This window comes from Flavobacterium amnicola (genome assembly GCF_004122165.1).
GTDB classification, from domain to species: domain Bacteria; phylum Bacteroidota; class Bacteroidia; order Flavobacteriales; family Flavobacteriaceae; genus Flavobacterium; species Flavobacterium amnicola.
In genome coordinates this window covers 221,851-245,488 of sequence record NZ_SBKO01000001.1, presented here as the reverse complement: position 1 = coordinate 245,488, position 23,638 = coordinate 221,851, and the positions used below count along the sequence as shown (strand labels likewise).

Genomic DNA, 23,638 nt, shown 5'->3' with positions numbered 1-23,638 from the left:
TTTTTTTGGGTCTTATAATGAAGTGAGTTTTTTCAAATCGGCGATGGTTTGAGTCGGATTTTCGGCAGTAAACACAAAACTTCCCGCAACCAATACATCAGCACCGGCTTCTACTAATTGTTTGGCATTTTTACTGGTGACGCCACCATCAATCTCAATTAAAGTGGATGCGCCATTACGAGTGATAATTTCTTTAAGTTGCTGTACTTTTTTGTAAGTGTTTTCAATAAATGATTGTCCGCCAAATCCAGGATTAACACTCATAATGCATACTAAGTCAATATCTTTGATGACATCTTCTAATAAAGAAACATTAGTGTGTGGATTTAATGCAACTCCTGCTTTCATGCCTTCCGCTTTGATTGCCTGCAAGGTTCTGTGTAAATGAGTTGAAGCTTCATAATGAACAGTCAAAACATCAGCTCCTAATTTTTTAAAAGTGGCGATGTAACGATCTGGATCTACAATCATTAAGTGGACATCAATTGTTTTTTTGGCATGTTTGTTAATAGCATCCAAAACGGGCATCCCGAAAGAAATATTAGGAACAAAAACTCCGTCCATGATGTCAATGTGAAACCAATCGGCCTCACTGTTGTTAATCATTTCGATATCACGTTGTAGGTTGGCAAAATCAGCTGCAAGTACAGATGGGGCAATAAGAGTATTCTTCATTGTGTTGTTGTTAGTTGTGCAAAAATAGTGTATTTGTTTATTTGTGTATTTGTTTATTTGAAAAAATTTAATGCATGGGTTTTGAAATCAAAAGGAGGACAGCCAGTGGCTGTCAGGTTTTTTGTATTGTTAAAAAAGCAAAACTCCGGACTCGAGGCGAAGCCGAACTGAGCGAAGCTAAATCAGCTGGAGTTTCAATGGTTAATATTCTTGAGCTAAACCCGAGAGCTTCGCTCGAACTGACCGGAGGAGAGCTTTAAAAAAGCAAAACTCCGGAAACCCGAGAGCTTCGCTCGAACTGACCGGAGGAGAGCTTTAAAAAAGCAAAACTCCGGTAATCAGCCGGAGTTTCAATCATCAATCAAAAAACGAACAGTCATAAGACTGTTGTTGCGGTTTTAGGATTACCCTAAATACGTTTTCAAGATTTTACTTCTTGAAGTATGTTTTAATCTGCGGATTGCTTTTTCTTTAATTTGACGAACACGCTCACGAGTTAAATCGAAAGTTTCTCCAATTTCTTCTAAAGTCATTGGGTGTTGGTCACCTAAACCGAAATACAAACGAACCACATCTGCCTCACGAGGCGTTAATGTTTCTAATGAACGCTCAATTTCAGTACGTAATGATTCATGGATTAATTCTCTATCAGGATTTGGAGATTCACCCGAACGTAATACGTCGTATAAGTTAGAATCTTCTCCTTCCACTAATGGAGCATCCATAGATAAGTGACGACCAGAGTTTTTCATAGACTCTTTTACGTCATTTACGGTCATGTCAAGTTCTGCTGCAATTTCTTCAGCAGAGGGAGCACGCTCGTTAGATTGCTCCAATAAAGCGTACATTTTATTGATTTTATTAATCGAACCAATTTTATTTAAGGGCAAACGAACGATACGAGATTGTTCTGCCAGTGCTTGTAAAATAGATTGACGAATCCACCATACCGCATAAGAGATGAATTTGAAACCACGGGTTTCATCAAAACGTTGTGCTGCTTTAATCAAACCTAAATTTCCTTCATTAATCAAATCGGGAAGCGTTAAACCTTGGTTTTGATATTGTTTAGCCACGGAAACCACGAAACGTAAATTAGCTTTGGTAAGTTTTTCTAGAGCGCGTTGATCACCCGCTTTTATACGTTGTGCTAACTCTACCTCTTCATCAGCCGTAATCAAATCTACTTTACCAATTTCTTGTAAATATTTGTCTAACGACGCAGTCTCACGATTGGTTACCTGCTTTGTAATTTTAAGTTGTCTCATCTAAATGCTCTCCTTGAAATTTTAAGTGTGTGAGTTAGTTATACGTATTGAGTTGCAAAAAAGTTACAAAATAATTAAAATATTTTTTACTTAATAAAAAAAGCTCCCATTTTTGTTAAACGGGAGCTTTGGTTTATTTTACTTCAAAGAATTGTGATTGTTTGAAATATTCGTTTTTGGAATCAAATCCTTCAATTTTTATTTCAAAGGTGCCATCAATATCAGAGGTGTAAAACGTGATAGGTTGATTGGTATCCGTATAGTTGGGTTCCCAATATAATTGGTATCGATAATCGGGTATTTTTGTCAAGTCGGAATTGGCTACATATTTCGGATTGTAATTGACTTTTTCTGGTAATGGTCGTAACATTTCAGGACGAATGATAAAGTCACCCGTTAATTTGGTTTCGTAATTGTAATTTTTTGTAGTCAATTCAACAATACCATTGTATAACTTACTACCATAGAAGTAACCTCCTTTAACCGTATTAATTGTAGCAAAAACTTCCGCTTTATAATTCAGTAATTCTTTGATATCTTGAATATACAAGCCGTCAACTAATACTAATGAAGGGACTTCTAAATTGGTGTTTTCATCATAATCTTTAAGGTACAACTGATAGTTGTCTTTGTGTTTAATTAGCGAAACACCATCAATAATTTCGATTATCGTTTCCTGTAAAGTTGGAAAACGAGTATAATCATCTAATTTATATTCTTTAGAATAAACGGCATAGAAAGGTAGACTAGCATTCGTTTTTTTGATCGAATCTTGCTTCTTTTCAAAATAAGAATTTTCTATTTGTGTTGCCACTAGTCTGTTTTCAATAGGTTTTTTTAAAGACGAGGGAATAGTTAATTCTGGGGAAATTGCTATTCCAGAAAAATCCGTGTCATTTTTGTATAATTCAATGGCATAATTTTCTTTATCCTCATCAACTCCTTGTATAATGGCATTGTTGTTGTAAAATGCTTTTTCAAGTAAGAAATAAAACTCGCCTTTTTTGTTGGTTTTGGTGATTTTTACTGTGTTGTTTTGTCCCGGAAAGGAAAGGCTTATGTTTTTATTTTCTATTGAAAACGAAGGTGTTTTAGCCGTGATTTTTCCTGCAATTATTTCCCCTCGAAGTTCCGAAATTAGATTAGCATTTGTCGTGATTTTTGAAAGGGAATTTTGTGAAGTCCCATTTTTAGTAAAATTATGATCTAATTCATCTTTTTTTCGAACCGATACCGAAAAAGAATTCGCCTTTAAATCGGCCAACAAACTTTTCAAATCAAAACTTATTTCCTGTCTGTTTGAAAACTCTTTAGGTGTTTCTATAAAAGTAGCGGTTGATGTATTTGAAATGCTCGCGATTGGATCGTTAGTTGTTTTAATGTGTTCGCTTGTACTCACAATATACGGATTTATAATCGTTATTGCGACCGATTGTATTTCTGCTTCATTAAAACTAAACATGCGATTGCTGTAGGCAATGAGTTTGTAATTTCCGGTTTGTAAGGTCATTGGAATGGTAAAATAACCATTTCCTTTCCCGTTGTTCAAAAATAGTTTTTGTTTGAAGGTGCTTTTTTTCTGATGGTCTATTAATTCTACATAAGCAATTTTACTCAGTAGCTTTTGATTTGAATTGCTAGGTAAACAATTTACAGCATACAAAAGTTGTTCACCATTTACAAAGGCGGTTGCATTTGTACTTAAACGACATGTTTCGTTGTTTTTTTCAAATGATGCGTTTGATTGTGAGAAAATAGTGTTGTTGAGTAACAACACGAAAACGGTAATAATTTTTAATCTATCCAAAATAAAGGTTTTATGTTTGATGCAATAGTTGTACAGTCTCCGCAAATTGGCTGTACCAGAAAAATGACAGTCTGATCAGTACGGAAATAGGTTGCGGTGTTATTTCTAATATATCTTCGTAATGTGGTGCCTTGGCCTCCTGTACCGCATGGGAACTCAGCATTAGGTCTTGGGTCGGGTTTTCCAAAATCCATGCTATCATAGCCGTATTCTTTACATTCTACAAAGTATTTTGGGATTGGGGCACCCGGGAAAAGTTCATCAAAATTGAAGAAAATTCTTTTTTTAGAAACCGATGCTACTTCAAATAAGCCTAATACATTTTCGTTAGAATTAGTAATGCATTTTAAATTGCCTTTTACCAATCCAGGTTGATTTCCAGATAAAAGATTTCCGTTTTCACTTATTTTTTTTAATGTTTTGTAGTAGCTGTGCGCATTATAGTTTTGTACAAATTGTGTTACTTCTATTGAGTATCGCTCTGCAATAGTATAATCAGTATTAGCAATAAATCGCACTGGGAAATGAATCACTTGATCCTGGGATAAATTGGTGGTACTGGTGATTAGTATATTGTTAGAATTTTCGGTTCTATAACAAGTTCGAGATTCATAACCACGTAATTCATACCCAATAGATTCATATCCTATAAAATTAGGGCCCGGACAAATTCTGGGTTGGTCAAGTAATATGAGTTTGTAAGGATTCCATTTTGGCGAAGTTACTTTTGAGGTTTCAGTGAATTGATACCTGTAATATTTTGAAGTATTTGTAGGGTCGGTAGTATTCGCTGTAATTTCAACCCCTTTTTGGCCGTCTTTGGTAATAACTCTTGTTAAAACGTCTTGAATAGGGGTGATGGTAGGTAAATTCTCTTTTGAAGAACTATATGATTTACCATCACTTGTTGTAATGTAGAGCTGGTAGCTATGATTTGGCATTGCTTCGAAAGGAGTTACAGAAACATATTTTTTGTCAACTTCTTCAAAATCGAATCGATTACCCAAATCGTCTAACACATATACAATAGCATTTTCCTCGTGCATTGCTTTTTGAAATTCCAATGGGAAGGTTCTGGTAATTTTTACCTCGTGTTTTTTTAGCTCATTAGTAATTGTAGCCTCTACGACAATAGCGTCTTCAAAATCCTCTGTTTGTAAAGCATAAGGTTCTGTACAATTTGTAAGTATGAGCGTTAGTAAGATGTATGTGATGTATTTTTTCATATTAATCTATCCAAAATGAAGGTCTAACATTTGAACCTATAACTCTACAATCACCACAAGGAGGTTCTACCAGCATAAAGGTAATTGTTCCGTTTGATTTGAAATATTTGTCATAATAGATCAATGACTTATTTTTAATTTTTGTTCTCAGGGTAATCGCTTCTTTTTCATCACCATCTTCTCTAAAGCCTTCATAATCGTAAGGTTCTAATTCGACAATATTGCAAGGATTAAAATAATCAGGAAGGTTGTTTTCGTCGACAAAAACATCAAAATAATTAAAGAATATGCGTTTAGAGCTTACTGAAGATACTTCAAAATAACCTAACACTTTTTTGTTATTGTCGTTTACACAAGTAATATTACCTCTAATAAAACCGGGTTGACTAGGAGATAGGATGTTTCCGTTTTCGGCCGACTTTTTCAAGTTTTTGTAGTAGGTATATGATTCTAAATTTTGGGTGTATAAGTTTACTAAAATTGAATAGCGTTCAGCAATATCATAATTTTTATAGTTGATGAATTTTAGCGGAAATTTTTCAACAATATCTTGCGATTGTTTTGTGGTTTCTTTAAGAATAATTTCCTTTGATTTTGTTGTTTTATAACATACTCTCGCTTCTTCAGTTCTAAGTTCGAAATAAATTAAAGCATAGATTATATCATAATAAGGAGCAGTTATTTGTAATTTTAATTCCGAATCAACCCATTTAGGAGCCGTTACTTTCGAAGTTTCTTCATAAGTATATCTGTAAAATTTTGAAGCGTTATCAGGATCTTTGTGATTCACTCCGATTTCTACTCCTTTTTGCCCATTAATTGTTCTTACAGTTGTTGTTACATCGTCAATAGTATTGTTTTTAGTTAATGTTTGGTTGTTTGAGACATAACTATTTCCATTTGCGGTTTTAATAAACAACTGATAGGTACGATTCGGCAAGGCTTGAAATTCATTCTCCGAAATGTACTTATTGTCAGTTTCTATAAAATTGTAGGTAGTTCCTAAATCATCTTTTACGAACACAATTGCATTTTTTTCAATACTGGTTTGAATGTTCTCCAAAGGATAGGTTTTAGAAATACTTATTTCTTGTTTTTTAAATTCATTGGTAAGAGTAGCTTCCACTACTAATGCTTCTTCGAAATCCTCACTTTGAAGTGCATACGGCTCCGTGCAGCTTGTTACAAGCAACAAGAATAGAATACTTTTGAGTAACTGTTTCATACCTTAAAATTTAAAATTATAAGTAATAGTAGGAACTGGAATGCCAAAAATGGAAGTTTTATACCCTTTTATTCTGCCATTTTCGGTTACAAAATATACAGAATAGGGGTTGTTTCTTCCTAAAAGATTATAAATCGAAATGTTCCAAAAACTATGTGCTAGTTTTTTTATTTTGTGATTCCCTTCAATGTTTACACCAATATCAAGGCGGTAATAATCGGGAATTCTAAATTTATTACGGTCACTATATAAGGTGTATTCGGCACCTCCAAATACATATTTTCCAACAGGATAGGTGATAGGTCTTCCTGTTTGATACGTAAAGTTACTAGAAAAACTATATCGTTTGGTAAATTTATAATTTAAAACAGCACTAAAATCATGTGGTTTGTCAAAATTTGTAGGGAAATATTCTCCATTGTTTACAATTTCTTCATCAAACTGACTGTTTAGTTTAATAAAGGCACGAGAATAGGTGTATCCTAACCAACCATTAAGTCTTCCTTCGGTCTTTTTAAGTAAAAATTCAATTCCGTATGATTTTCCTTCTCCCTGAAGTAATTCGGTTTCCAAATGTTTATTTAATACAATATTGGCACCGACTTTATAGTCTAAAATATTTTTTGATTTTTTATAGTATCCTTCAACACTTGCTTCTAGATCACTATTGGCGAAATTCTTAAAAATACCAAATGAAAATTGTTCGCCACTTTGTGGGTCTACGTTCAAGTCTGATAATTTCCAGGTATCGGTTGGTGATTGTGTGGTGTTGGTTGATAGTAAATGAATGTATTGATACGTTTTGTCGTATCCAGCTTTTAAAGATAGGTTATCCGTAATGCTATATTTTGCCGAAATCCTTGGCTCAAAACCGGAAAAGCGTTTTATTTTTTCGTTGTTTCCAAATACTTTTTCGCCAGTAACGGTCGCCTCACTAATTGGTTTATTTTCTAGATATGTTTTTTGTACTGAAGCACCTAACGCTGTAAATACAGAAAAACGAACACCATAATCGATTAATAATTTTTCGGATATTTTATAATTGTTGGAGACAAAAGCAGCCGTTTCAAGTCCTTTTTCATCTGCAATATCTAAAGGTGTTATTAGAGAAATGGAATACTTAGGATTTACAGTTCCCGGATTTATTTTGTATAATTTTCCTGAAACACCATAAGTTATTCTGTTTTTTGGATTAAACGCATAATTGAATTTTAAAACTCCTTGCGTTTCTCTGATTCGAAATCCGAAATCAAAGGAATTGGTAACATTATTCTGATTGTCATAATCGATTCCGAACTTGTAATCACTATTGGTAAAATTGGCTTCGGCTTTATGTTTGTCATTGAAAGCTAAATTATATTTTACCGATAACAATAAATTACTGTAATTAAATAAAGAATCGGAAGTGATGCTAAATTTATCATTACTGTAGTAAAAAGTACTTTCTAAGCTGTTTTTTTTGTTAAACTCATGGCGGTATTTTGCAATAGCATCATAAAAAGAAGCTTGACTGTTTTTTAGTTGATCATCTTTTAAACTTTTCAAGATCCAACCAGAGTACGTTCCTCTAGCTCCTACAAGCAAGCTCGATTTGTTTTTTACGATAGGAGTGGAGATGGTAACATTGCTGGTTACTGGTCCTATTCCGGCTTCACCTTTTAATTTTTCGGTATTTCCATTTTTTGAGATGATGTCAAAAACAGAAGAAAGACGACCACCAAAATGCACTGGAATTCCACCTTTGTAAATGTCAACACGGTTGGTAGCATAGGGGTTTATTGCAGAGAAAAATCCAAAAAAGTGAGAGGGATTATAAAGGGTGGCATTGTCTAATAAAATTAAATTTTGATCTTCTTTACCACCTCTTACATTAAAACCAGCCGACCCTTCACCAGCCGTTTTAATTCCAGGAATTGTAAGAGCGATTTTTAAAACATCTCTTTCTCCTAAAACTAATGGTACTGTTTTTATGCCTTCTGCTTCAATAGTTGTCACACCAGTGATAGCCGTTCTTAGATTGTTTCTTCTTTTTCCTCTGACTACAATTTCATTCAACAGGTTTACTTTTTCTGAAAGCGTAATGTCTAGTTTACCATTGTTGTAAATGATAATCTTTCGGGTTTGTTTTTGAAACCCTTGACCGTCAAATTCGATGGCGTTTTCACCATAATCAGCAACAAGGCTGTAGTTGCCTTCTGCGTCGGTAACCGTTGTTTTTTTGTTGCTTTTGTTTGTAACAGTTACATCGCTAAGAGGAAGTCCGTTTTTGGCACTTTTGATGTTTCCTTTTAATGTATATGTGTCTTCGGTATTGTTCAATGATTCTTTTCCAATCAAGGTTAAATTTCCGGATTTGATTGCTTCAATATCATTAAATATTGGCTTAGTGGAAGGTTTTGTCTCGTTGCCCGATTTAGTAAAAAAGTTATCAGGCAATGAAGTGTAAATCATTTTGTTTTTTGTGATGATAATTTTTTCTTGATCGATTAAGAAGTTTAACTCTGTGTTTTCAACAATTTTTTCTAGGATAAACGTAATGGTTTTTCCTTCATAACTTCCCGAAATTAAATTGGTAGACAGCCATTTTTCATCATAATAAAAACGATAGTTAGAAATGGATTCTATCTTGTCAAAGACTGATTTAGTACTTTGATTTGAAAACTCAAGGGTAAAAGGTTGGTTGGTTTCTTGTGAAAACAAAAATTGAGTTGCAAAGACTAGTAAGAATAGGAATATTTTAGATTTCATTTTTTTTCGAAATATTATTTAAGTGATTTTAAAAAGGCTAGGACAAACTCCGTTTTATTGTCTTTTTCCAATTTTTGGTTTTTCTCGTAGTAATTTTTTATTTCCGTTTTCATTTCTGGAAATATTTCAATTAAATCTCTTTCGGTTTCAAATGAAAAATAAGTGCCTTTGGCATAAATGACATGTTCTTTATTGTAAAAATATTCAATTTGCTTTCTATTGTTTTTGAATGTTTCTTGAGCGTTTTTAAAATGTTTGATATATAGGATCACATTCTTTGATTCAAATCTTTTTTCATAAAACCCTTTTTTTGATTTTGATTTCAAATCATTTGTCAGGTTGATGAACTTTTTGTTTCCGAGTGAAAACGCGTTTACATATTCGGAAATCAGATTCACTTTAATATAATTGTTTTCTTGGTCTGGAAGGCATACCAGTACATCCTCTTTTATGTCGTATTTTAATTGTAGCCCGGAATAATTGTCACCAGTATATACTATATCTCCAGTAACAAATTGATTTTTATCAAAGTATCTATGGTTGTTTTCTTCGATGGTGTTGTCGTAATTTAAATGCAATTTACCGTTCAGATACGGTAGGCTTTGGTTGCCAATAGTGTGATCAATTTTATCTAGCTCATTGATTGTGTTGGTTTGGGCACAAAACAAATTGACTGAAAAAGTGAATAGGACAATTAAAACTGGTTTTTTTTTGAAAAATTTTGAAATGTTCATTTTCGGTTTTTGTATAAGAAACGTAAATGTACAAAAATTCTTATAAAACAAATAAAAAAATCCCAAGCATTGCTACTTGGGATTCAACCTATTGAATTAATTAATTATAAATTAACCTTGAGGATTTTCTTTTTTCTCTTCACGTGGAGGGCGAGGTACAAGTGCTTTTTTAGACACTTTCTCTTTACGTGTTTTAGGGTCAACACCTAGGTATTTTACCATAAATACGTCTCCCATATTCACTACATCGGCAACGTTTTCAGTACGTTCCCAAGCAAGTTCCGATACGTGAAGTAATACTTCATTTCCTGGTGCTTGTGTATATTCTACCACTGCTCCAAAATCTAGCATTTTGATTACTTTCACTTCATATGATTCTCCCATTACTGGTTTGAAAATGATAGAGTCAATTTTAGCCAATACTGCTGCAATTCCATCTGGATCTGTTCCTAAGATTTCAACCACACCTTGCTCGTCTACTTCGTTGATTACGATTGTAGTACCAGTTGCTTTTTGTAATTCTTGAATTACTTTTCCACCAGGTCCAATTAAAGCGCCAATGAAAGCTCCAGGAATCGTACGTGTGATGATTTTCGGTGCGTGTTTTTTAACATCAGCTCTTGGAGTAGCAATCGTTTCGGTTAATTTACCTAAAATGTGTAAACGTCCGTCGCGCGCTTGACCTAAAGCTTGTTCCATAATGTCATAACGTAATCCATCAATTTTGATGTCCATTTGACAAGCGGTAATACCATCTTTAGTTCCCGTTACTTTAAAGTCCATATCTCCTAAGTGATCTTCATCTCCTAAAATATCAGACAATACAGCAAATTTTTCTCCATCAGTAATCAATCCCATTGCAATTCCAGAAACTGGTTTGGTCATTTGAACTCCAGCATCCATTAAGGCCATAGTTCCAGCACAAACTGTCGCCATAGAAGAAGAACCGTTAGATTCTAATACTTCAGAAACGATACGAATAGTGTAAGGGCAATCGGCAGGAATCATATTTTTCAAAGCACGTTGTGCTAAGTTTCCGTGTCCTACTTCTCTTCTTGAAGTACCTCTTAAAGGTTTTGCTTCACCAGTTGAGAAAGGAGGGAAGTTATAATGTAAATAGAATTTCTCTTCACCTTGTTCAGATGGAGAATCGATTTGATTGGCTTCTCTTGATGTTCCTAAAGTTACAGTAGCTAATGCTTGTGTTTCTCCACGTGTAAATAATGAAGAACCGTGAACTCTTGGTAAATAATCCGTTTCACACCAAATTGGTCGGATATCCGTTGTTTTTCTACCATCCAAACGAATACCTAATTCTAACACTACGTTACGAACCGCCTCTTTGTTGGTTTTGTAGAAATATTTAGATACTAAATCACCGTCAGCCGCTAATTCTTCTTCTGTAAATAAAGCTTTTACTTCTTCTTTTACTTCAGCAAAGGCAGCGCCTCTTTCGTGTTTAGCAGAACCTACTTTTGCAATAGCATAAATTTTATCGTAGGCTGCAGCTCTTACTTTTTTGTAAATTTCTTCGTTTTCTTTCTCACCTTCATAAGTACGAATCTCTTTTTTACCAAAAGCAGCTTGTAAACGCAATTGCGCTTGAATTTGAACTTTAATCGCTTCGTGAGCAAATTTGATAGCTTCTACCATTTCTGCTTCCGAAATTTCTTTCATTTCTCCTTCTACCATTGCAACCGAATCCATAGAAGCTCCAATCATCATGTCGATGTCCGATTTTTCTAAGTCTACTTTACTTGGGTTGATTACAAATTTTCCATCGATACGTGCTACACGTACTTCTGAAATTAAATTGTAAAATGGAATGTCAGAAACTGCTAAAGCAGCCGATGCTGCTAAACCAGCTAAGGCATCCGGCATCACTTCTTCGTCATGAGACATTAACTGAATCATCACTTGTGTTTCTGCATGGTAATCGTCTGGGAAAAGTGGACGCAATACACGGTCTACTAATCTCATGGTTAATACTTCGCTATCGCTAGGACGTGCTTCTCTTTTGAAGAAACCTCCTGGAAAACGACCAGCAGCTGCGAATTTTTCGCGATAATCTACCGTTAACGGTAAAAAATCTACTCCTGGATTTGAGGTACGAGCCGATACTGCTGTTGCTAGTATCATGGTGTCGCCCATTCTAACTACTACAGAACCGTCGGCTTGTTTGGCCAAACGCCCTGTCTCGATTGTGATGCTTCTGCCATCACCTAAATCGATTTTTTCTACAAATAATTGTGGAATCATAAATTTTCCCTTATTTAATTTTACATTGGTTTCTGCCTGTCAGCAGAGTTGTTGTGTTGTTGTAGTTGTTGTGTTCCAATGAAAAACCAAACTTTCTTTTAAACGAAATATAAAATAAAAAGAGGCGCGTAGGCACCTCTTTTTGATATTGATTATTTTCTAATACCCAATACTTTGATAATCTCACGGTATCTATTGATTTCCGTTTTCTTTAAGTAGTCAAGAAGACTTCTTCTTTTACCTACTAATTTCACTAACGAACGCTCTGTGTTGTAATCGTGACGATTTTTTTTCAAGTGCTCAGTTAAGTGGTTGATTCTGAAAGTGAATAAAGCGATTTGCCCTTCAGCAGAACCAGTGTTTTCAGCTTTTCCTCCGTGTTGAGCGAAGATTTCAGCTTTTGTTTCTTTAGTTAAATACATGCTAATATTATTTAAATGATTATTATGTAGATTGAAGTAATTCTCCAATACGGGTGCAAAAATACATTTTATTTTCTAAAATACAATACTTTATTTGCGATTGGCAATATTTTTAATCATTCCAGAGAATATAAAAAAATGAAAAGGAATCATGCTGTACCAATACAACCGTCCCAAAATCCCAATGGGTCGGAACGTAGCAATTTGATGCAATTCATTGTTTTCGTCAATTTTAAATTCTAACCAAGCTTCTCCTGGGAGCCGCATTTCGGCAAAGAGAAGGAGTCGTTTTCCTTCTTTATCGGCTAATAAAACCCGCCAAAAATCAAGGGCATCTCCATTGTCTAAATGTGTTGGATGTGTTCGGCCGCGTCGTAAACCAACACCTCCAAACAATTTGTCTATAAATCCTCGCAATTGCCACATCCAACTACTATAATACCACCCTTTATCACCTCCAATCGACCAAATGTTTTCGAGCACTTGCGGGACATTTTCAACTTGAATTTTTTTATGGTCTTTCAAACATCCGAATTTAGGAACTTGAATATAATGGGAAAGATTCTTTTTGAATCGACTACTAGACAAACTGTCTTTCCAACTGGAGATAACCAAATTTTGCTCCATTTTTTCAAAAGCTAATTTGATAGCATCGACATAAGAAATGGGCTTGATTTGTAGCATTTTTTGTAACCGATTGTCGTTGCAAATTACTTCAACCTTCATGCTGTCTACCAAATTCATGGCTAGTTTATAAGAAGTAGAAGTGACAAAATACAACCAGTAGGAAGAAAGTTTGGGGGTCATCACTGGAATGGTCCAAATAGCTAATCGTATGCCTCGTGTTTTGGCATATAGTTGCATCATTTGTTTGTAGGTTATGATATTAGGCCCCCCGATATCAAAGGACTGGTTAAAACATTCTGGTTTGTTTTGAACACCAATTAAATATTGAATGACATCTCGTATGGCAATGGGTTGTGTTTTGGTTAGTACCCATTTTGGAGTAATCATTACCGGAAGTTTTTCGCATAAATCTCTGATAATTTCGAAAGACGAACTGCCAGAACCCACAATAATCCCTGCTTTTAAAACGGTGAGCTGTGCTGCGCCATTTTGCAATATTTTTTCAACATTGTTTCGGGAAAGCATGTGTTTCGAAAGCTTTGGGTCGTTTACAATACCACTCAAATAAATGACTTGTTTGATTTGCATATGACCTGCATAGGTGTTGAAGTTTTGCGCCGCAGTTGCTTCCATAGTATCAAAAGATTCTGTGGAACTTGCCATCGAGTGGATTAAAAAGTATGCAATATCAATTTCTTTCGGACAATCAGCAAACGTTACTTCATCAAGAAAATCGACTTCCCAAACCTTAATTCGAGACATTGTAAGGGCATCTAGGCCTAATCTGTTTTTATCACGCACACAACAAACTACTTCGTGTCCTTGTTCTAATAACTCGGGAAGCAATCGTCTGCCCACATAACCATTCGCACCAGTTAAAAGGATTTTCATTTTTCAGATTTTAAGTTGGATAACCAAAGCGTTCGAAATACTTTATACTTGTCATATTCTTGGGCTTGTTTTTCAATGTTAAAATAGCGATGGCCTCTAGGATCATTGCCAACACCAGCTAAATAAGCCCAATTTCCCCAATTGCTACAAACATCATAATCAATCAATTGTTGTTCGAAATACGCTGCACCTATGCGCCAATCCATGTTGAGTTCATTGCAAAAATAACTGGCAACATTTTGTCGGCCTCTGTTACTCATAAAACCCGTGCGTTTCAATTCAATCATGTTCGCATTTATAAAATCAGAAGGTGTTTTGCCATTTATCCATTGGGACAATAATTTCTCCTGTACAGATTGGGAATTGGCTTTTTCGTTTTTAATTCCAGCATACAAGAAAAATTTTGTTTGGTGTTTTTTGAACATAAATCGGAAAAAATCCCTCCAAAGTAATTCGAAAATCAACCAGTAGGTCGAATCATTCGCGCCAAATTCTTTTTCGTATTTTTTAACCTCAGAGTAAATCAACCGCGGTGAAATACAGCCCATAGCCAACCATGCCGAAAATTTGGAAGAATAATCGGAACCTACCATTCCGTTTCGGGTTTCTTTGTAATTAGACAAACATTTGGTGTCATAAAAATAATGTTGCAAGCGATTGAATGCTTCCGTTTCTCCCCCTTTGAAATGAATGGCCGCACGAGCATCGATTGTTGTTTTTTTTAACCCTAATTCTTTTAATGTTGGCCATTGTAAAAGAGGCAGTTTGGGTGAATTGATTCGAATTGGTTTTTGGAATGGATTTCGGACGATAGCATCTTGTTCTGTTTTTTTTCTGAAATTGGTAAATACATCTGGAATGTCTTTTATCGAAAAAGGTAAATCTTCGGCATGATATAAGGTACTCGTGCTACACGTTTCTAATTCACATCGCAACTTGAATAATTCATTTTGAACTAATTTTTCCGTCTGCTTTTCTTCATATGCCACTTCGCGTTTCGCAAAAACTTTTTGGATTTTATATTCCTGTACGATTTTCGGAATTTCAATTTCGGGTTTGCCTTTAATCAGTAATAAACCCGATCCTAAACGTCTTAAATTTCTATCCAAATCCTCTAAAGATTCTAGTAAAAACTGAGCTCTGAAAGGTCCTGTTTTTTGAAATCCAAACGAAGTGGTTTCAAAATGCGAATCGTCAAAACAATAGACCGGGATTATCTCTTGACTTTGCGAAATAGCTTTGACTAAAGTTTCGTTATCTTCTACTCTCAAGTCGGTTTTAAACCAAACTAATGCTGTCTTTATCATAACTCGTTAATGTTTTTAAGATAATAATCAGCTTGTTGCAATAAGGCGGCTTTGTCCTCGGGTTTCATTTTGTGCCTCACATTGTACATCATTCCAACGCGAGGGTTTTTCCCTAGTTTGTCTTCGTTTTTATCGTAAAAATTCCAATATAAACTATTAAATGGACAAGCTTTGTCTCCAGTTTTTAGTGCTTTTTTATAGAAACAACTGCCACAATAGTGACTCATTTTATCGATATACGTAGCCGAACTCACATAAGGTTTTGTACCCACTATGCCACCATCGGCAAACTGACTCATGCCTCTAGTGTTGGTGATTTCAACCCATTCGATGGCGTCAATATAAATGCCCAAATACCAGGCATCGACTTCATCAGGATGGACTCCAGCCAAAAGTGCAAAATTCCCAGTGACCATTAAGCGCTGAATATGATGGGCGTAAGCGTACTGTAAGGATTGATTGATGGCATCTTTCAAACAATTCATTTTTGTTTTTCCAGTCCAATACCAATCGGGTAATTTATTTTGATTATTGAAAAAATTCAAAGCGGCAAAATCAGGCATTTTGTTCCAATAAATACCACGCATATATTCTCGCCAGCCAATAATTTGTCGGACGAAACCTTCTAACTGGTTGTACCCAATTTCTTCCGGACGCTTTTCCCATGCTGAAATAGCGCGATGAATGACTTCCAATGGTGAAATCAATTTCACATTCATCGAAAAGGAAATTCTCGAATGATACAACGACCATTCGTTAGGTGTCATGGCATCTTGGTAACTTCCAAAAAGGGGTAAACATTCGGCAACAAAAAAGTCTAATAATTCTAAAGATTGCTTTCTGGATGTAGGCCAAACGAAATATTGGGCATCTATAGTTCCAATTGTTTTAATATTTGTTTTTTTGATTTCTGAAACAATTTCCGAAACATCAGTGTTAAAAACGAGTGGAGGTGTCGGTTTGTGAGCTGCCGGTAATTTTTTTCGGTTGTCGCCGTCATAATTCCATTTTCCGGTGAGCGGTTTGTCGCCTTGCATTAAAATGTTGTGTTTTTTTCGCATCCTTTGATAAAAACTTTCCATTAAAAATGTTTTTTTGCCGTCGAAGAAATCGCCCAATTCCGTTCTTGTACTCATGAAATGTTCTGAATCGGTAACAGAATAGGAAATAGCAAGCGATTGGCAAAAGTTTTTCATTATTTCATCCAAACGATATTCGTCGGGTAATTGGTATTCGAACTGTGTGAAATTTTCTGTTTCTATAAGTTGATTTAGGTTTTTGTCAAATGCTTGTAAATTCGCTGGGTCATTTAGTTGATAATAAATAACACGATGGTTTTTTTCTTTTAATTCGGAAGCGAAGTGGCGCATCGCGGCAAAGAAACCCACTATTTTTTGAATGTGATGGATGGCATAATCAGTTTCGGAACGGATTTCCATTAGGACATATCTAACCGAATCATCTGTAGTTTGAAACCAAGAATGATTGCTGTTTAATTGATCGCCGAGTAGTAGTCTTAGGGTTTTTGCCATTTTATTTGTTGCTTCTACATTTGTCACTACAATATTTTACTGCCTCCCATACAGTTGACCATTTTTTACGCCAAGCGAATGGTTTTTGACACACCAAACAAATTTTATGGGGTAGGTTTTCTTTTTTGACTCCTCGCATTTTTGGGCTTATTAGGGTTGCTTACGTGCTTTTGTAAAATTCGTTTGCCTTCTTGCTGTACTTCGTCTTTTTTTCTGAAACTCCAAACAATATCACTGGCGAATTTTCGAGTTGCTTCAATATCTACAATGGGTGCAGGATAATTTTCTCCGATTTTGCAATTGTAAAATTGTTGTTCCATTTCGTTCATTTTCCAAGGTTCGTGCAATAAATGAATGGGTACTTCTGCTAATTCGGGCAGCCATTGTTTGATGAAAATACCATCCGGATCGTGTTCTTCGGAATTTTTTATCGGATTGTAAATGCGTATCGTGTTAATACCAGTGGTTCCTGATTGCATTTGAATTTGCGGATAATGAATCCCAGGTTCGTAATCTAAAAATTGACGGGCTAAAAAATGCAATTCGCGCCAATCTTGCCATAAATTAAAGGTGAAAAAGGAAACTACCATCGCACGCATTCTGAAATTAATATAACCTGTAGCCACCACACATCGCATGCAAGCATCCACAATTGGAACGCCGGTTTTGCCTTCTTGCCACGCTTTTATGTAAGTTTCGTTTTTGGGTTTGACTAAATTATCATAAGCTCTGTTGGCATTTTGAAATTCCATTTCACATTCGTCTTCGAACTTTTGCATGAAATGGCAATGCCAATGCAATCGGGATACAAAATTTAAGAGGGCTCTTTTGTTTTTCGAAGTTTCATAATGCTGATTGGTATATTGATACACCATGCGCATACTAATATTTCCATAAGCCAGATATGGCGATAATCGACTACAGCCTTTTCGACTTAAAGCTGGTTTTGAAATGTGTTTGCTATAATTCACATGACGCACTTTTACAAAACTGTCTAAATAGCGCCAAGCCAATGTTTCGCCACCTAGCTGAAAATTTTTATTTGGAGTTGTAATTCTTTCAGGTAAGTTTTCGCCTCTCAAAGTATTATAAAATGCAGGATCTAATGTAATAGTGTTTAAATCTGATTCTTTTACGATTTTCGGTGTGGCTTGCATGACTGCTTCCCAACGTTTCTCCCAATGTTGTCTCGATTTTAATTTTCTGATGACACCATGGAGCTGAAACTCCTTCCAAAGGATATTGTTTTTTTGAAATAAGGCTTGCATCGCAAGATCTCTATCAAACGTGATTTTATTGCCAATTTCTTGATGTGAAAAAATGGTATGCACCTCAAAATTTTTTATGATTTCTGAAAACACAAATTCTGCTTCGTTATAAAAAAAATAAAGGTTTTTGTGGAAAGGAGTTAGTTTGCTCTGTAATTCTTGGATGGATTGGTAAATGAACCGCCAATGACGCTCATCTGCATCATCATAATGCATCACCGAAGGTTCAAAAATGTAAACCAATAATAAAGGTAAATTCGATTGTTGCGCGTGAAATAGTGCTTCGTTATCAATGAAACGTAGGTCGCGTTTGAACCAAACAATATTTACAGCTTTTTTTTTCACAACATGATTTAGGAATTAATTTTAATCCATTTTTTATCGCTATTCAACAGAAAAGTGCCAATATGGGTTTTGTTCCATTCTTGAGGGGCAATTAGCGACAGAAAATACGAAAAATCATCTGCTTGGTAGACGTGATACACCTCTCCAATTACTGGTTCGAAAGCATATTTGGCACTGTAAACCAATTCATTCCATTCGTATTCTTCCATTAGTTTTTGATACTGAAACTTGAGTTCATTAAATTTATTTTCAAATTCTTTGTTAACAGCATGAATGTTCCTATTTTTCCAAGCGATGACGTCGTCAACCTTAATAGCTGGAGCGGCAACACTAGAGCCATAAGGCAAAATATTAGCATGGTAACCTTTGTCTTTTGAAAAAACTACGTTATCTGGAATGTTTTTTTTCATTGTATTTTTTGGTAATTCTAACGTTGGAAATAGTTTGTTTAAGTTAAATAGTTATTTTATTGGTATTTATCCATTTTTCAGGGTGCTCATTCCACCATCAACAGCCATTATTTGCCCTGTAATCCAGCTGGATTCTTCACTTAGCAAAAAAGCAATGGCATTGGCAATATCGTTAGCGGTCCCAACTTTATTCATTGGATTTCTTTTTTGCATGGATTCTATTTTTTCGGGTGTACTTAAAAACTTTTCACCCAAAGGCGTGTTCACCAAAGAGGGTGCAACGCAATTTACGCGAATGTTTGGAGCGTACTCAGCCGCCAAAGCTTTGGTTAAGCCTTCAATAGCTCCCTTTGCCATGGCAATTGAAGTGTGAAACGGCAAGCCTACACCCACTGCGACTGTACTAATGAAAACGATTGAACTATTTTCGGTATTTTTCAAATTGTTAAGATAGCTTTGTGTAAAAGCCACGGCTCCTAATGTGTTTATAGAATAATCGGTCGTAAATTCTTCAGGTTTTAATCGATGAAATGGTTTTAAATTAATGGTACCCGGAAAATAAACCATGCCGTGAATGGCTTCCTCAAGTGCGGGAAAATTTCCAAAGGCATAGCTTTCAATTTGATAAAAATGATCGTATTCATAGGTTTTAGGCTTGGTACTGATGCCTATTACTTTATGTCCCTTTACTTGTAATAATTTTGCAGTTTCTTGTGCAATTAGGCTTGAAGCCCCTGCGAATAGGAATGTTTTCATCGGCGTTTGGATATTTTATTATTACTAATTGTGCGTTGTAACTTGCATTTGAACCGGTTTATTTCTGCTACTCGTTTGGCAGTATGCTTGGTGTTGCAATTTTCCACTCTTTTTCGCCAAAGTTTGTAACTAGAAAACTTTAGTTCCTTTTTCATCAGCACCTTTACATCCGCTTCCGCTAATCCAAATTGAAATCGAATTGCCTCAAATGGGGTGCGATCTTCCCAAGCCATTTCAATAATTCGGTCAATAGCGATGGCATTCAATTCGTTTTTTTGAGTTACAGACATTGTTTTGTTTAATTAAATTGAAATAAAGTTAAACAAAAATAAGCAAAATAAATGAGAAGTTTCGTTAAGGAAAATAAAAAATCCGTTACAAAATTGTATTGTAACGGATTGTTATGCAGTTAAGTGCTTTTGCTTAGAACAACAATGCCACTTCTTGATTCACAAATTCTAAAAATCGTTCATCCGCCTCTGTAAAAGGATCTATGACATGACTGTCGATGTCTATTTGACCAATATTGACTCCATTCACAAATAAAGGCACAACGATTTCTGATTTTACCGTAAAACTACAGGCAATGTAATTGTCTTGTGCCGAAACATCAGGCACTACAAAATTAGTATTGCTTTCCGCTACTTGTCCACAGATTCCTTTTCCGAACGGAATAACGGTATGATCAGTTTCAGCACCCACATAAGGACCTAGATGTAATGTTTTGGCTTCATGATTGGCAAAATAAAAACCAACCCAATTGTAATAACTGATATTGTCTTGTAATAATTGGCAAATATTCAAAAGTTTCTCATCTCTAGAGAAATTTGAATTAATTATTTCTGTAACCTTTGGTTTTAAATCTTCGAAAGTCATTTTATTTGATTTTTATGCAAAAGTAACGAACGGAGGTTTTAATTTTTATATAAATTTGTTAAAAATTGATTTTGATTACTTATTTCCAACAGTACAAACCCTTTCTACTTTTTTTAGGCAAATTCTTTTTGTCGTATTTGGTATTGACAGTGTTGTATCAAAGTTATCTTGCTACTTTTGGGGATGATGTTGTCGATGGCATTACCTCTAATGTTGCATTTTTGACACAAAAAATAGCCAATCTATTTAAGATTGATATTTCAACGCAACTAGACGTTTTACAGTTTCAAATTAGATACCATGGAAAATATTTAGCCAGAATCATTGAAGGCTGTAATGCCATAAGTGTCATTATCCTTTTTATTGCGTTTATCGTAGCCTTCTCTGGGAAATTAAAAGTAACTTTACTGTATATTTTTGTTGGGAGCGTTATGATATACATTTTCAATATCTTCCGAATTATTTTTTTGACGATTTTGGTGTATCATTTCCCCCATCAAGAGCACTTATTACACGGCGTTTTATTTCCGTTAATTATTTATGGTATAGTATTTTTATTATGGTTCATTTGGGTGAATAAATTTTCAGGTTATGTTTCAAAATAAAAACGTTAAAATACTAGTAGTTTTATTTTTAATTGGCTTACTAATAGCGGTTAGGGCATTTGAAGGCATCTTGTTTTATGACCCATTTATGGATTATTTCAAAGCAGAATATGCAAACTTGTCCTATCCACAATTGGATTCGATTTTGTTTTATCTGAATTTGATTTTTCGTTACACGTTGAATTCGATTATTTCGGTGCTTATTTTGTATGTGATTTTTGATGATATTGCAATGGTCAAATTTTCAGGATCTTTGTTGCTCATGTTTTTGATTGTTTTGCTTTTTTCTATGTTTTTGCTTTTAAATTATTCGGATGAAAGTCAGAAAATGATTCTGTTCTATGTCCGACGATTTTTAATTCAACCCATTTTCCTTTTATTATTTATTCCCGCTTTTTTTTACCAAAAGAAAACTGCATAAATTTCCGTACCTTTATAGAAATAAGTCTGTTAAAGATGAAAGTGGTAAAGTATTCTGGTGATGTTGTCAATTTTGAAGAAGCAAAACTACGACGTTCCCTTTTAAAATCTGGGGCAAATGAAAACCAAGTCGATAATGTGCTCGGTCAAATTGTACGTCAACTATACGACGGAATTTCAACAAAAAAAATTTACACTCTTGCATTCGAATTATTGCAAAAAGAATCCAATGCCAAAGCTGCACGTTATAATTTAAGATCGGCTCTAGAATTGCTTGGTCCAGCTGGTTTTTACTTTGAAAAATACATTTCTTTTTTGTTCAGAGAAGAGGGATATCGTACCAAAATTAACCTCAATTTACAAGGAAAATGCGTGTCGCACGAAGTGGATTTGGTCATTCAAAACGAGAAGGAAATCAAAATGATTGAATGCAAATTTCATTCCAATCGCGATATTATTTCGGATGTTAAAATACCCATGTATATTTTGTCTCGCTTTAATGATTTAAAAGGGATAAAGCATGCCATTTTTGGTATAAATGATGAATTAACGGCTTGTGTAATAGTAACCAACAATCGATTTTCAGAGGATGCCATTCAATTTGCGACGTGTTCCGGAATTGAATTATTAAGTTGGGATCTCCCCAGCGGAAATAGTTTAAGTAATAAAATTGACCAGCAGCACTTGTATCCCATCACCTGTTTGACGACACTAACCCTAGAAGAAAAACAAAGGTTGTTGGAACAAGACATAATAATAGTAAAACAATTGAATGCGAATGCTGAAAGGTTATTCGAAATAGGAATAAGTAAAGAACGAATGAAGAACATTCAAAAAGAAGTTTCAGAATTGTGTAATTAAAAAGGGAAGTAATGAAAATCCAATTTTTAGGTGCAGCAGGAACGGTAACCGGTTCCAAAACATTAATAGAATCTAATGGAATTCGAATTTTAATTGATTGTGGTTTGTTTCAAGGCAACAAAGAAACCCGTCAGCTCAACTGGGAACCACTTTCGGTTTTACCTTCATCGATTGATTATGTCTTACTAACGCACGGACATTTGGATCATTGTGGTTGGTTGGCACGACTCGTAAAACAAGGATTCGAAGGGAAAATATATTGTACTAGTCCCACCAAATCCATTTCAAGATTGATTTTATTGGATTCGGCTAAAATTCAAGAAGAAGAAGCTGAAAAAGCCAACCGCGAACAGTATTCCAAACACAATCCGGCAGAACCTTTATACACCGTGGAAGATGCCGAACGAGTGACTCCTTTTTTTAGAGTCATTTCCTTAGATAAATCCTTCGATTTAGATGCCGAAATTTCCGCTCGTTTTTTTTATGCCGGACATATTTTAGGGGCTTGTTCCATAGAACTGAAATTAGAAGGAAAAACCTTAGTTTTTTCAGGAGATTTAGGCAGAGATAACGATGATTTATTATATGAACCAGTGAAACCAAAAGTGGCCAATTATGTTTTTATGGAAAGTACTTACGGTGATCGTTTGCATCCCGATAGCGATCCCATGGAAGACTTAGAAACCTTTATAAACGAAACTTTTGCTAGTGGTGGGAACGTTATTATCCCAAGTTTTGCTGTCGAAAGAGCCCAAGCCATCATGTATCTAATTTGGAAGTTAAAAATCGCAGGTCGTATTCCTGAAATTCCTTACATCATCGATACACCCATGGGAATTAAAGTCATCGATTTGTTTACCGAAAACCGCTCTTGGCACAAGCTAGACTTAGACGAATGTGAAGCCATGTGCGATATGTTTCAGTTGATTACAGATTATGAAGAAACCATGGAAACCATTTACGACGATCGCCCAAAAGTAGTAATTGCGGCGAGCGGAATGGTAACGGGTGGGCGTGTGTTGAGCTATTTAGAGCGCTATATTATTGATTCTAAAAACACGGTAGTCATGGTGGGTTATCAAGCAGAGGGCACTCGAGGACGAAAACTGTTGGATGGTGAAAAAGAAATCAAATTGTATGGAAATTATTATCCTGTTCACGCGAAAATCGTCGAAATTGAAGGGCTTTCGGCACATGGTGACCAAGAAGATTTAATTCAGTGGTTGTCTAAATTGGAAGCTAAGCCAGATAAAATTTTTCTAATGCATGGAGAAAGTTCGGCATTACTCGGACTTAAAAACAAAATAGATGAGGTTTATGGCTTTCCTTGCGAAATTCCCTATTTAGAACAAATTGTAGAAATCAATTAACACCAT

23 protein-coding genes are annotated in these 23,638 nt (G+C 35.1%); 5 read left to right on the top strand and 18 right to left on the bottom strand.

What is annotated here, in order from left to right; translation table 11 throughout:
- Nucleotides 1-12: 12 nt before the first annotated feature.
- Nucleotides 13-675, bottom strand: a complete 663-nt coding sequence (gene rpe / locus EQG63_RS01120; protein WP_129433500.1) for a ribulose-phosphate 3-epimerase — start codon at nt 673-675, stop codon at nt 13-15.
- Between the two features lie 74 nt (nt 676-749).
- On the opposite strand from rpe, the gene EQG63_RS01115 reads away from it, so the two are divergent.
- Nucleotides 750-935, top strand: a complete 186-nt coding sequence (locus EQG63_RS01115; protein WP_129433497.1) for a hypothetical protein — start codon at nt 750-752, stop codon at nt 933-935.
- A gap of 144 nt (nt 936-1,079) precedes the next feature.
- Here EQG63_RS01115 and EQG63_RS01110 read toward each other — a convergent pair whose 3' ends face one another.
- The 17 genes from EQG63_RS01110 to EQG63_RS01030 all read right to left on the bottom strand — a co-directional run bounded on the left by EQG63_RS01110 (nt 1,080) and on the right by EQG63_RS01030 (nt 20,376).
- A complete protein-coding gene (locus EQG63_RS01110) occupies nt 1,080-1,943 on the bottom strand; it encodes a sigma-70 family RNA polymerase sigma factor (RefSeq protein WP_014164868.1) in 864 nt (287 codons plus the stop codon).
- Nucleotides 1,944-2,076: 133 nt separating this feature from the next.
- Complete coding sequence (locus tag EQG63_RS01105; RefSeq protein ID WP_129433494.1) at nt 2,077-3,750, bottom strand: hypothetical protein; 1,674 nt, start codon at nt 3,748-3,750, stop codon at nt 2,077-2,079.
- Nucleotides 3,738-4,976, bottom strand: a complete 1,239-nt coding sequence (locus tag EQG63_RS01100) for a DUF4249 domain-containing protein (RefSeq protein WP_129433491.1) — start codon at nt 4,974-4,976, stop codon at nt 3,738-3,740. The genes EQG63_RS01105 and EQG63_RS01100 overlap by 13 nt, the downstream gene beginning before the upstream one ends.
- A 1-nt stretch (nt 4,977) precedes the next feature.
- Complete coding sequence (locus EQG63_RS01095) at nt 4,978-6,201, bottom strand: DUF4249 domain-containing protein (RefSeq protein ID WP_129433488.1); 1,224 nt, start codon at nt 6,199-6,201, stop codon at nt 4,978-4,980.
- A 3-nt stretch (nt 6,202-6,204) separates the two neighbouring features.
- Nucleotides 6,205-8,949 carry a TonB-dependent receptor gene (locus EQG63_RS01090; RefSeq protein ID WP_129433485.1) on the bottom strand — a complete coding sequence of 915 codons (2,745 nt, stop codon included), beginning with the start codon at nt 8,947-8,949 and terminating at the stop codon, nt 6,205-6,207.
- Between the two features lie 14 nt (nt 8,950-8,963).
- A complete protein-coding gene (locus EQG63_RS01085) occupies nt 8,964-9,683 on the bottom strand; it encodes a hypothetical protein (RefSeq protein WP_129433482.1) in 720 nt (239 codons plus the stop codon).
- A 111-nt stretch (nt 9,684-9,794) separates the two neighbouring features.
- Nucleotides 9,795-11,942: a polyribonucleotide nucleotidyltransferase gene (locus EQG63_RS01080; RefSeq protein ID WP_129433479.1), complete on the bottom strand. Its 2,148-nt coding sequence runs from the start codon at nt 11,940-11,942 to the stop codon at nt 9,795-9,797.
- Nucleotides 11,943-12,094: 152 nt separating this feature from the next.
- Nucleotides 12,095-12,364 carry a 30S ribosomal protein S15 gene (rpsO, locus tag EQG63_RS01075; protein ID WP_129433476.1) on the bottom strand — a complete coding sequence of 90 codons (270 nt, stop codon included), beginning with the start codon at nt 12,362-12,364 and terminating at the stop codon, nt 12,095-12,097.
- Between the two features lie 90 nt (nt 12,365-12,454).
- Nucleotides 12,455-13,882 carry an SDR family oxidoreductase gene (locus tag EQG63_RS01070; RefSeq protein WP_129433473.1) on the bottom strand — a complete coding sequence of 476 codons (1,428 nt, stop codon included), beginning with the start codon at nt 13,880-13,882 and terminating at the stop codon, nt 12,455-12,457.
- Nucleotides 13,879-15,189, bottom strand: coding sequence for a DASH family cryptochrome (locus EQG63_RS01065; protein WP_129433470.1), 1,311 nt, complete (start codon nt 15,187-15,189; stop codon nt 13,879-13,881). Before EQG63_RS01065 ends, EQG63_RS01070 begins: the two co-directional genes overlap by 4 nt.
- The gene (locus tag EQG63_RS01060; RefSeq protein WP_164974433.1) at nt 15,186-16,721 is read right to left on the bottom strand and encodes a cryptochrome/photolyase family protein; all 1,536 of its coding nucleotides are present in this window, start codon (nt 16,719-16,721) and stop codon (nt 15,186-15,188) included. The genes EQG63_RS01065 and EQG63_RS01060 overlap by 4 nt, the downstream gene beginning before the upstream one ends.
- A gap of 1 nt (nt 16,722) precedes the next feature.
- Nucleotides 16,723-16,860 (bottom strand): DUF2256 domain-containing protein, encoded by a 138-nt coding sequence (locus EQG63_RS01055; protein WP_129433465.1) that lies wholly within the window; start codon nt 16,858-16,860, stop codon nt 16,723-16,725.
- Entirely contained in the window at nt 16,826-18,334 is a 1,509-nt protein-coding gene (locus EQG63_RS01050; RefSeq protein ID WP_129433462.1) for a cryptochrome/deoxyribodipyrimidine photo-lyase family protein, read from the bottom strand. The genes EQG63_RS01055 and EQG63_RS01050 overlap by 35 nt, the downstream gene beginning before the upstream one ends.
- Nucleotides 18,335-18,342: 8 nt before the next feature.
- Nucleotides 18,343-18,744, bottom strand: a complete 402-nt coding sequence (locus EQG63_RS01045) for a DUF2452 domain-containing protein (RefSeq protein WP_129433459.1) — start codon at nt 18,742-18,744, stop codon at nt 18,343-18,345.
- 66 nt (nt 18,745-18,810) lie between these two features.
- Complete coding sequence (locus EQG63_RS01040) at nt 18,811-19,500, bottom strand: SDR family NAD(P)-dependent oxidoreductase (protein ID WP_129433456.1); 690 nt, start codon at nt 19,498-19,500, stop codon at nt 18,811-18,813.
- Nucleotides 19,497-19,790: a TIGR03643 family protein gene (locus tag EQG63_RS01035; RefSeq protein WP_129433453.1), complete on the bottom strand. Its 294-nt coding sequence runs from the start codon at nt 19,788-19,790 to the stop codon at nt 19,497-19,499. The genes EQG63_RS01040 and EQG63_RS01035 overlap by 4 nt, the downstream gene beginning before the upstream one ends.
- 133 nt (nt 19,791-19,923) lie before the next feature.
- Entirely contained in the window at nt 19,924-20,376 is a 453-nt protein-coding gene (locus EQG63_RS01030) for a GAF domain-containing protein (RefSeq protein WP_129433450.1), read from the bottom strand.
- Nucleotides 20,377-20,441: 65 nt separating this feature from the next.
- On the opposite strand from EQG63_RS01030, the gene xrtF reads away from it, so the two are divergent.
- From xrtF to EQG63_RS01010, 4 genes are read left to right on the top strand one after another with little or no spacing between them, the layout of a single operon-like run.
- Nucleotides 20,442-20,981 (top strand): exosortase family protein XrtF, encoded by a 540-nt coding sequence (gene xrtF, locus EQG63_RS01025; RefSeq protein ID WP_317125533.1) that lies wholly within the window; start codon nt 20,442-20,444, stop codon nt 20,979-20,981.
- A complete protein-coding gene (locus EQG63_RS01020) occupies nt 20,968-21,402 on the top strand; it encodes an exosortase F system-associated membrane protein (protein ID WP_129433447.1) in 435 nt (144 codons plus the stop codon). Before xrtF ends, EQG63_RS01020 begins: the two co-directional genes overlap by 14 nt.
- Nucleotides 21,403-21,437: 35 nt before the next feature.
- Entirely contained in the window at nt 21,438-22,262 is an 825-nt protein-coding gene (locus EQG63_RS01015; RefSeq protein WP_129433444.1) for a restriction endonuclease, read from the top strand.
- Between the two features lie 11 nt (nt 22,263-22,273).
- Nucleotides 22,274-23,632, top strand: a complete 1,359-nt coding sequence (locus EQG63_RS01010; RefSeq protein WP_129433441.1) for an MBL fold metallo-hydrolase RNA specificity domain-containing protein — start codon at nt 22,274-22,276, stop codon at nt 23,630-23,632.
- Nucleotides 23,633-23,638 lie beyond the last annotated feature (6 nt).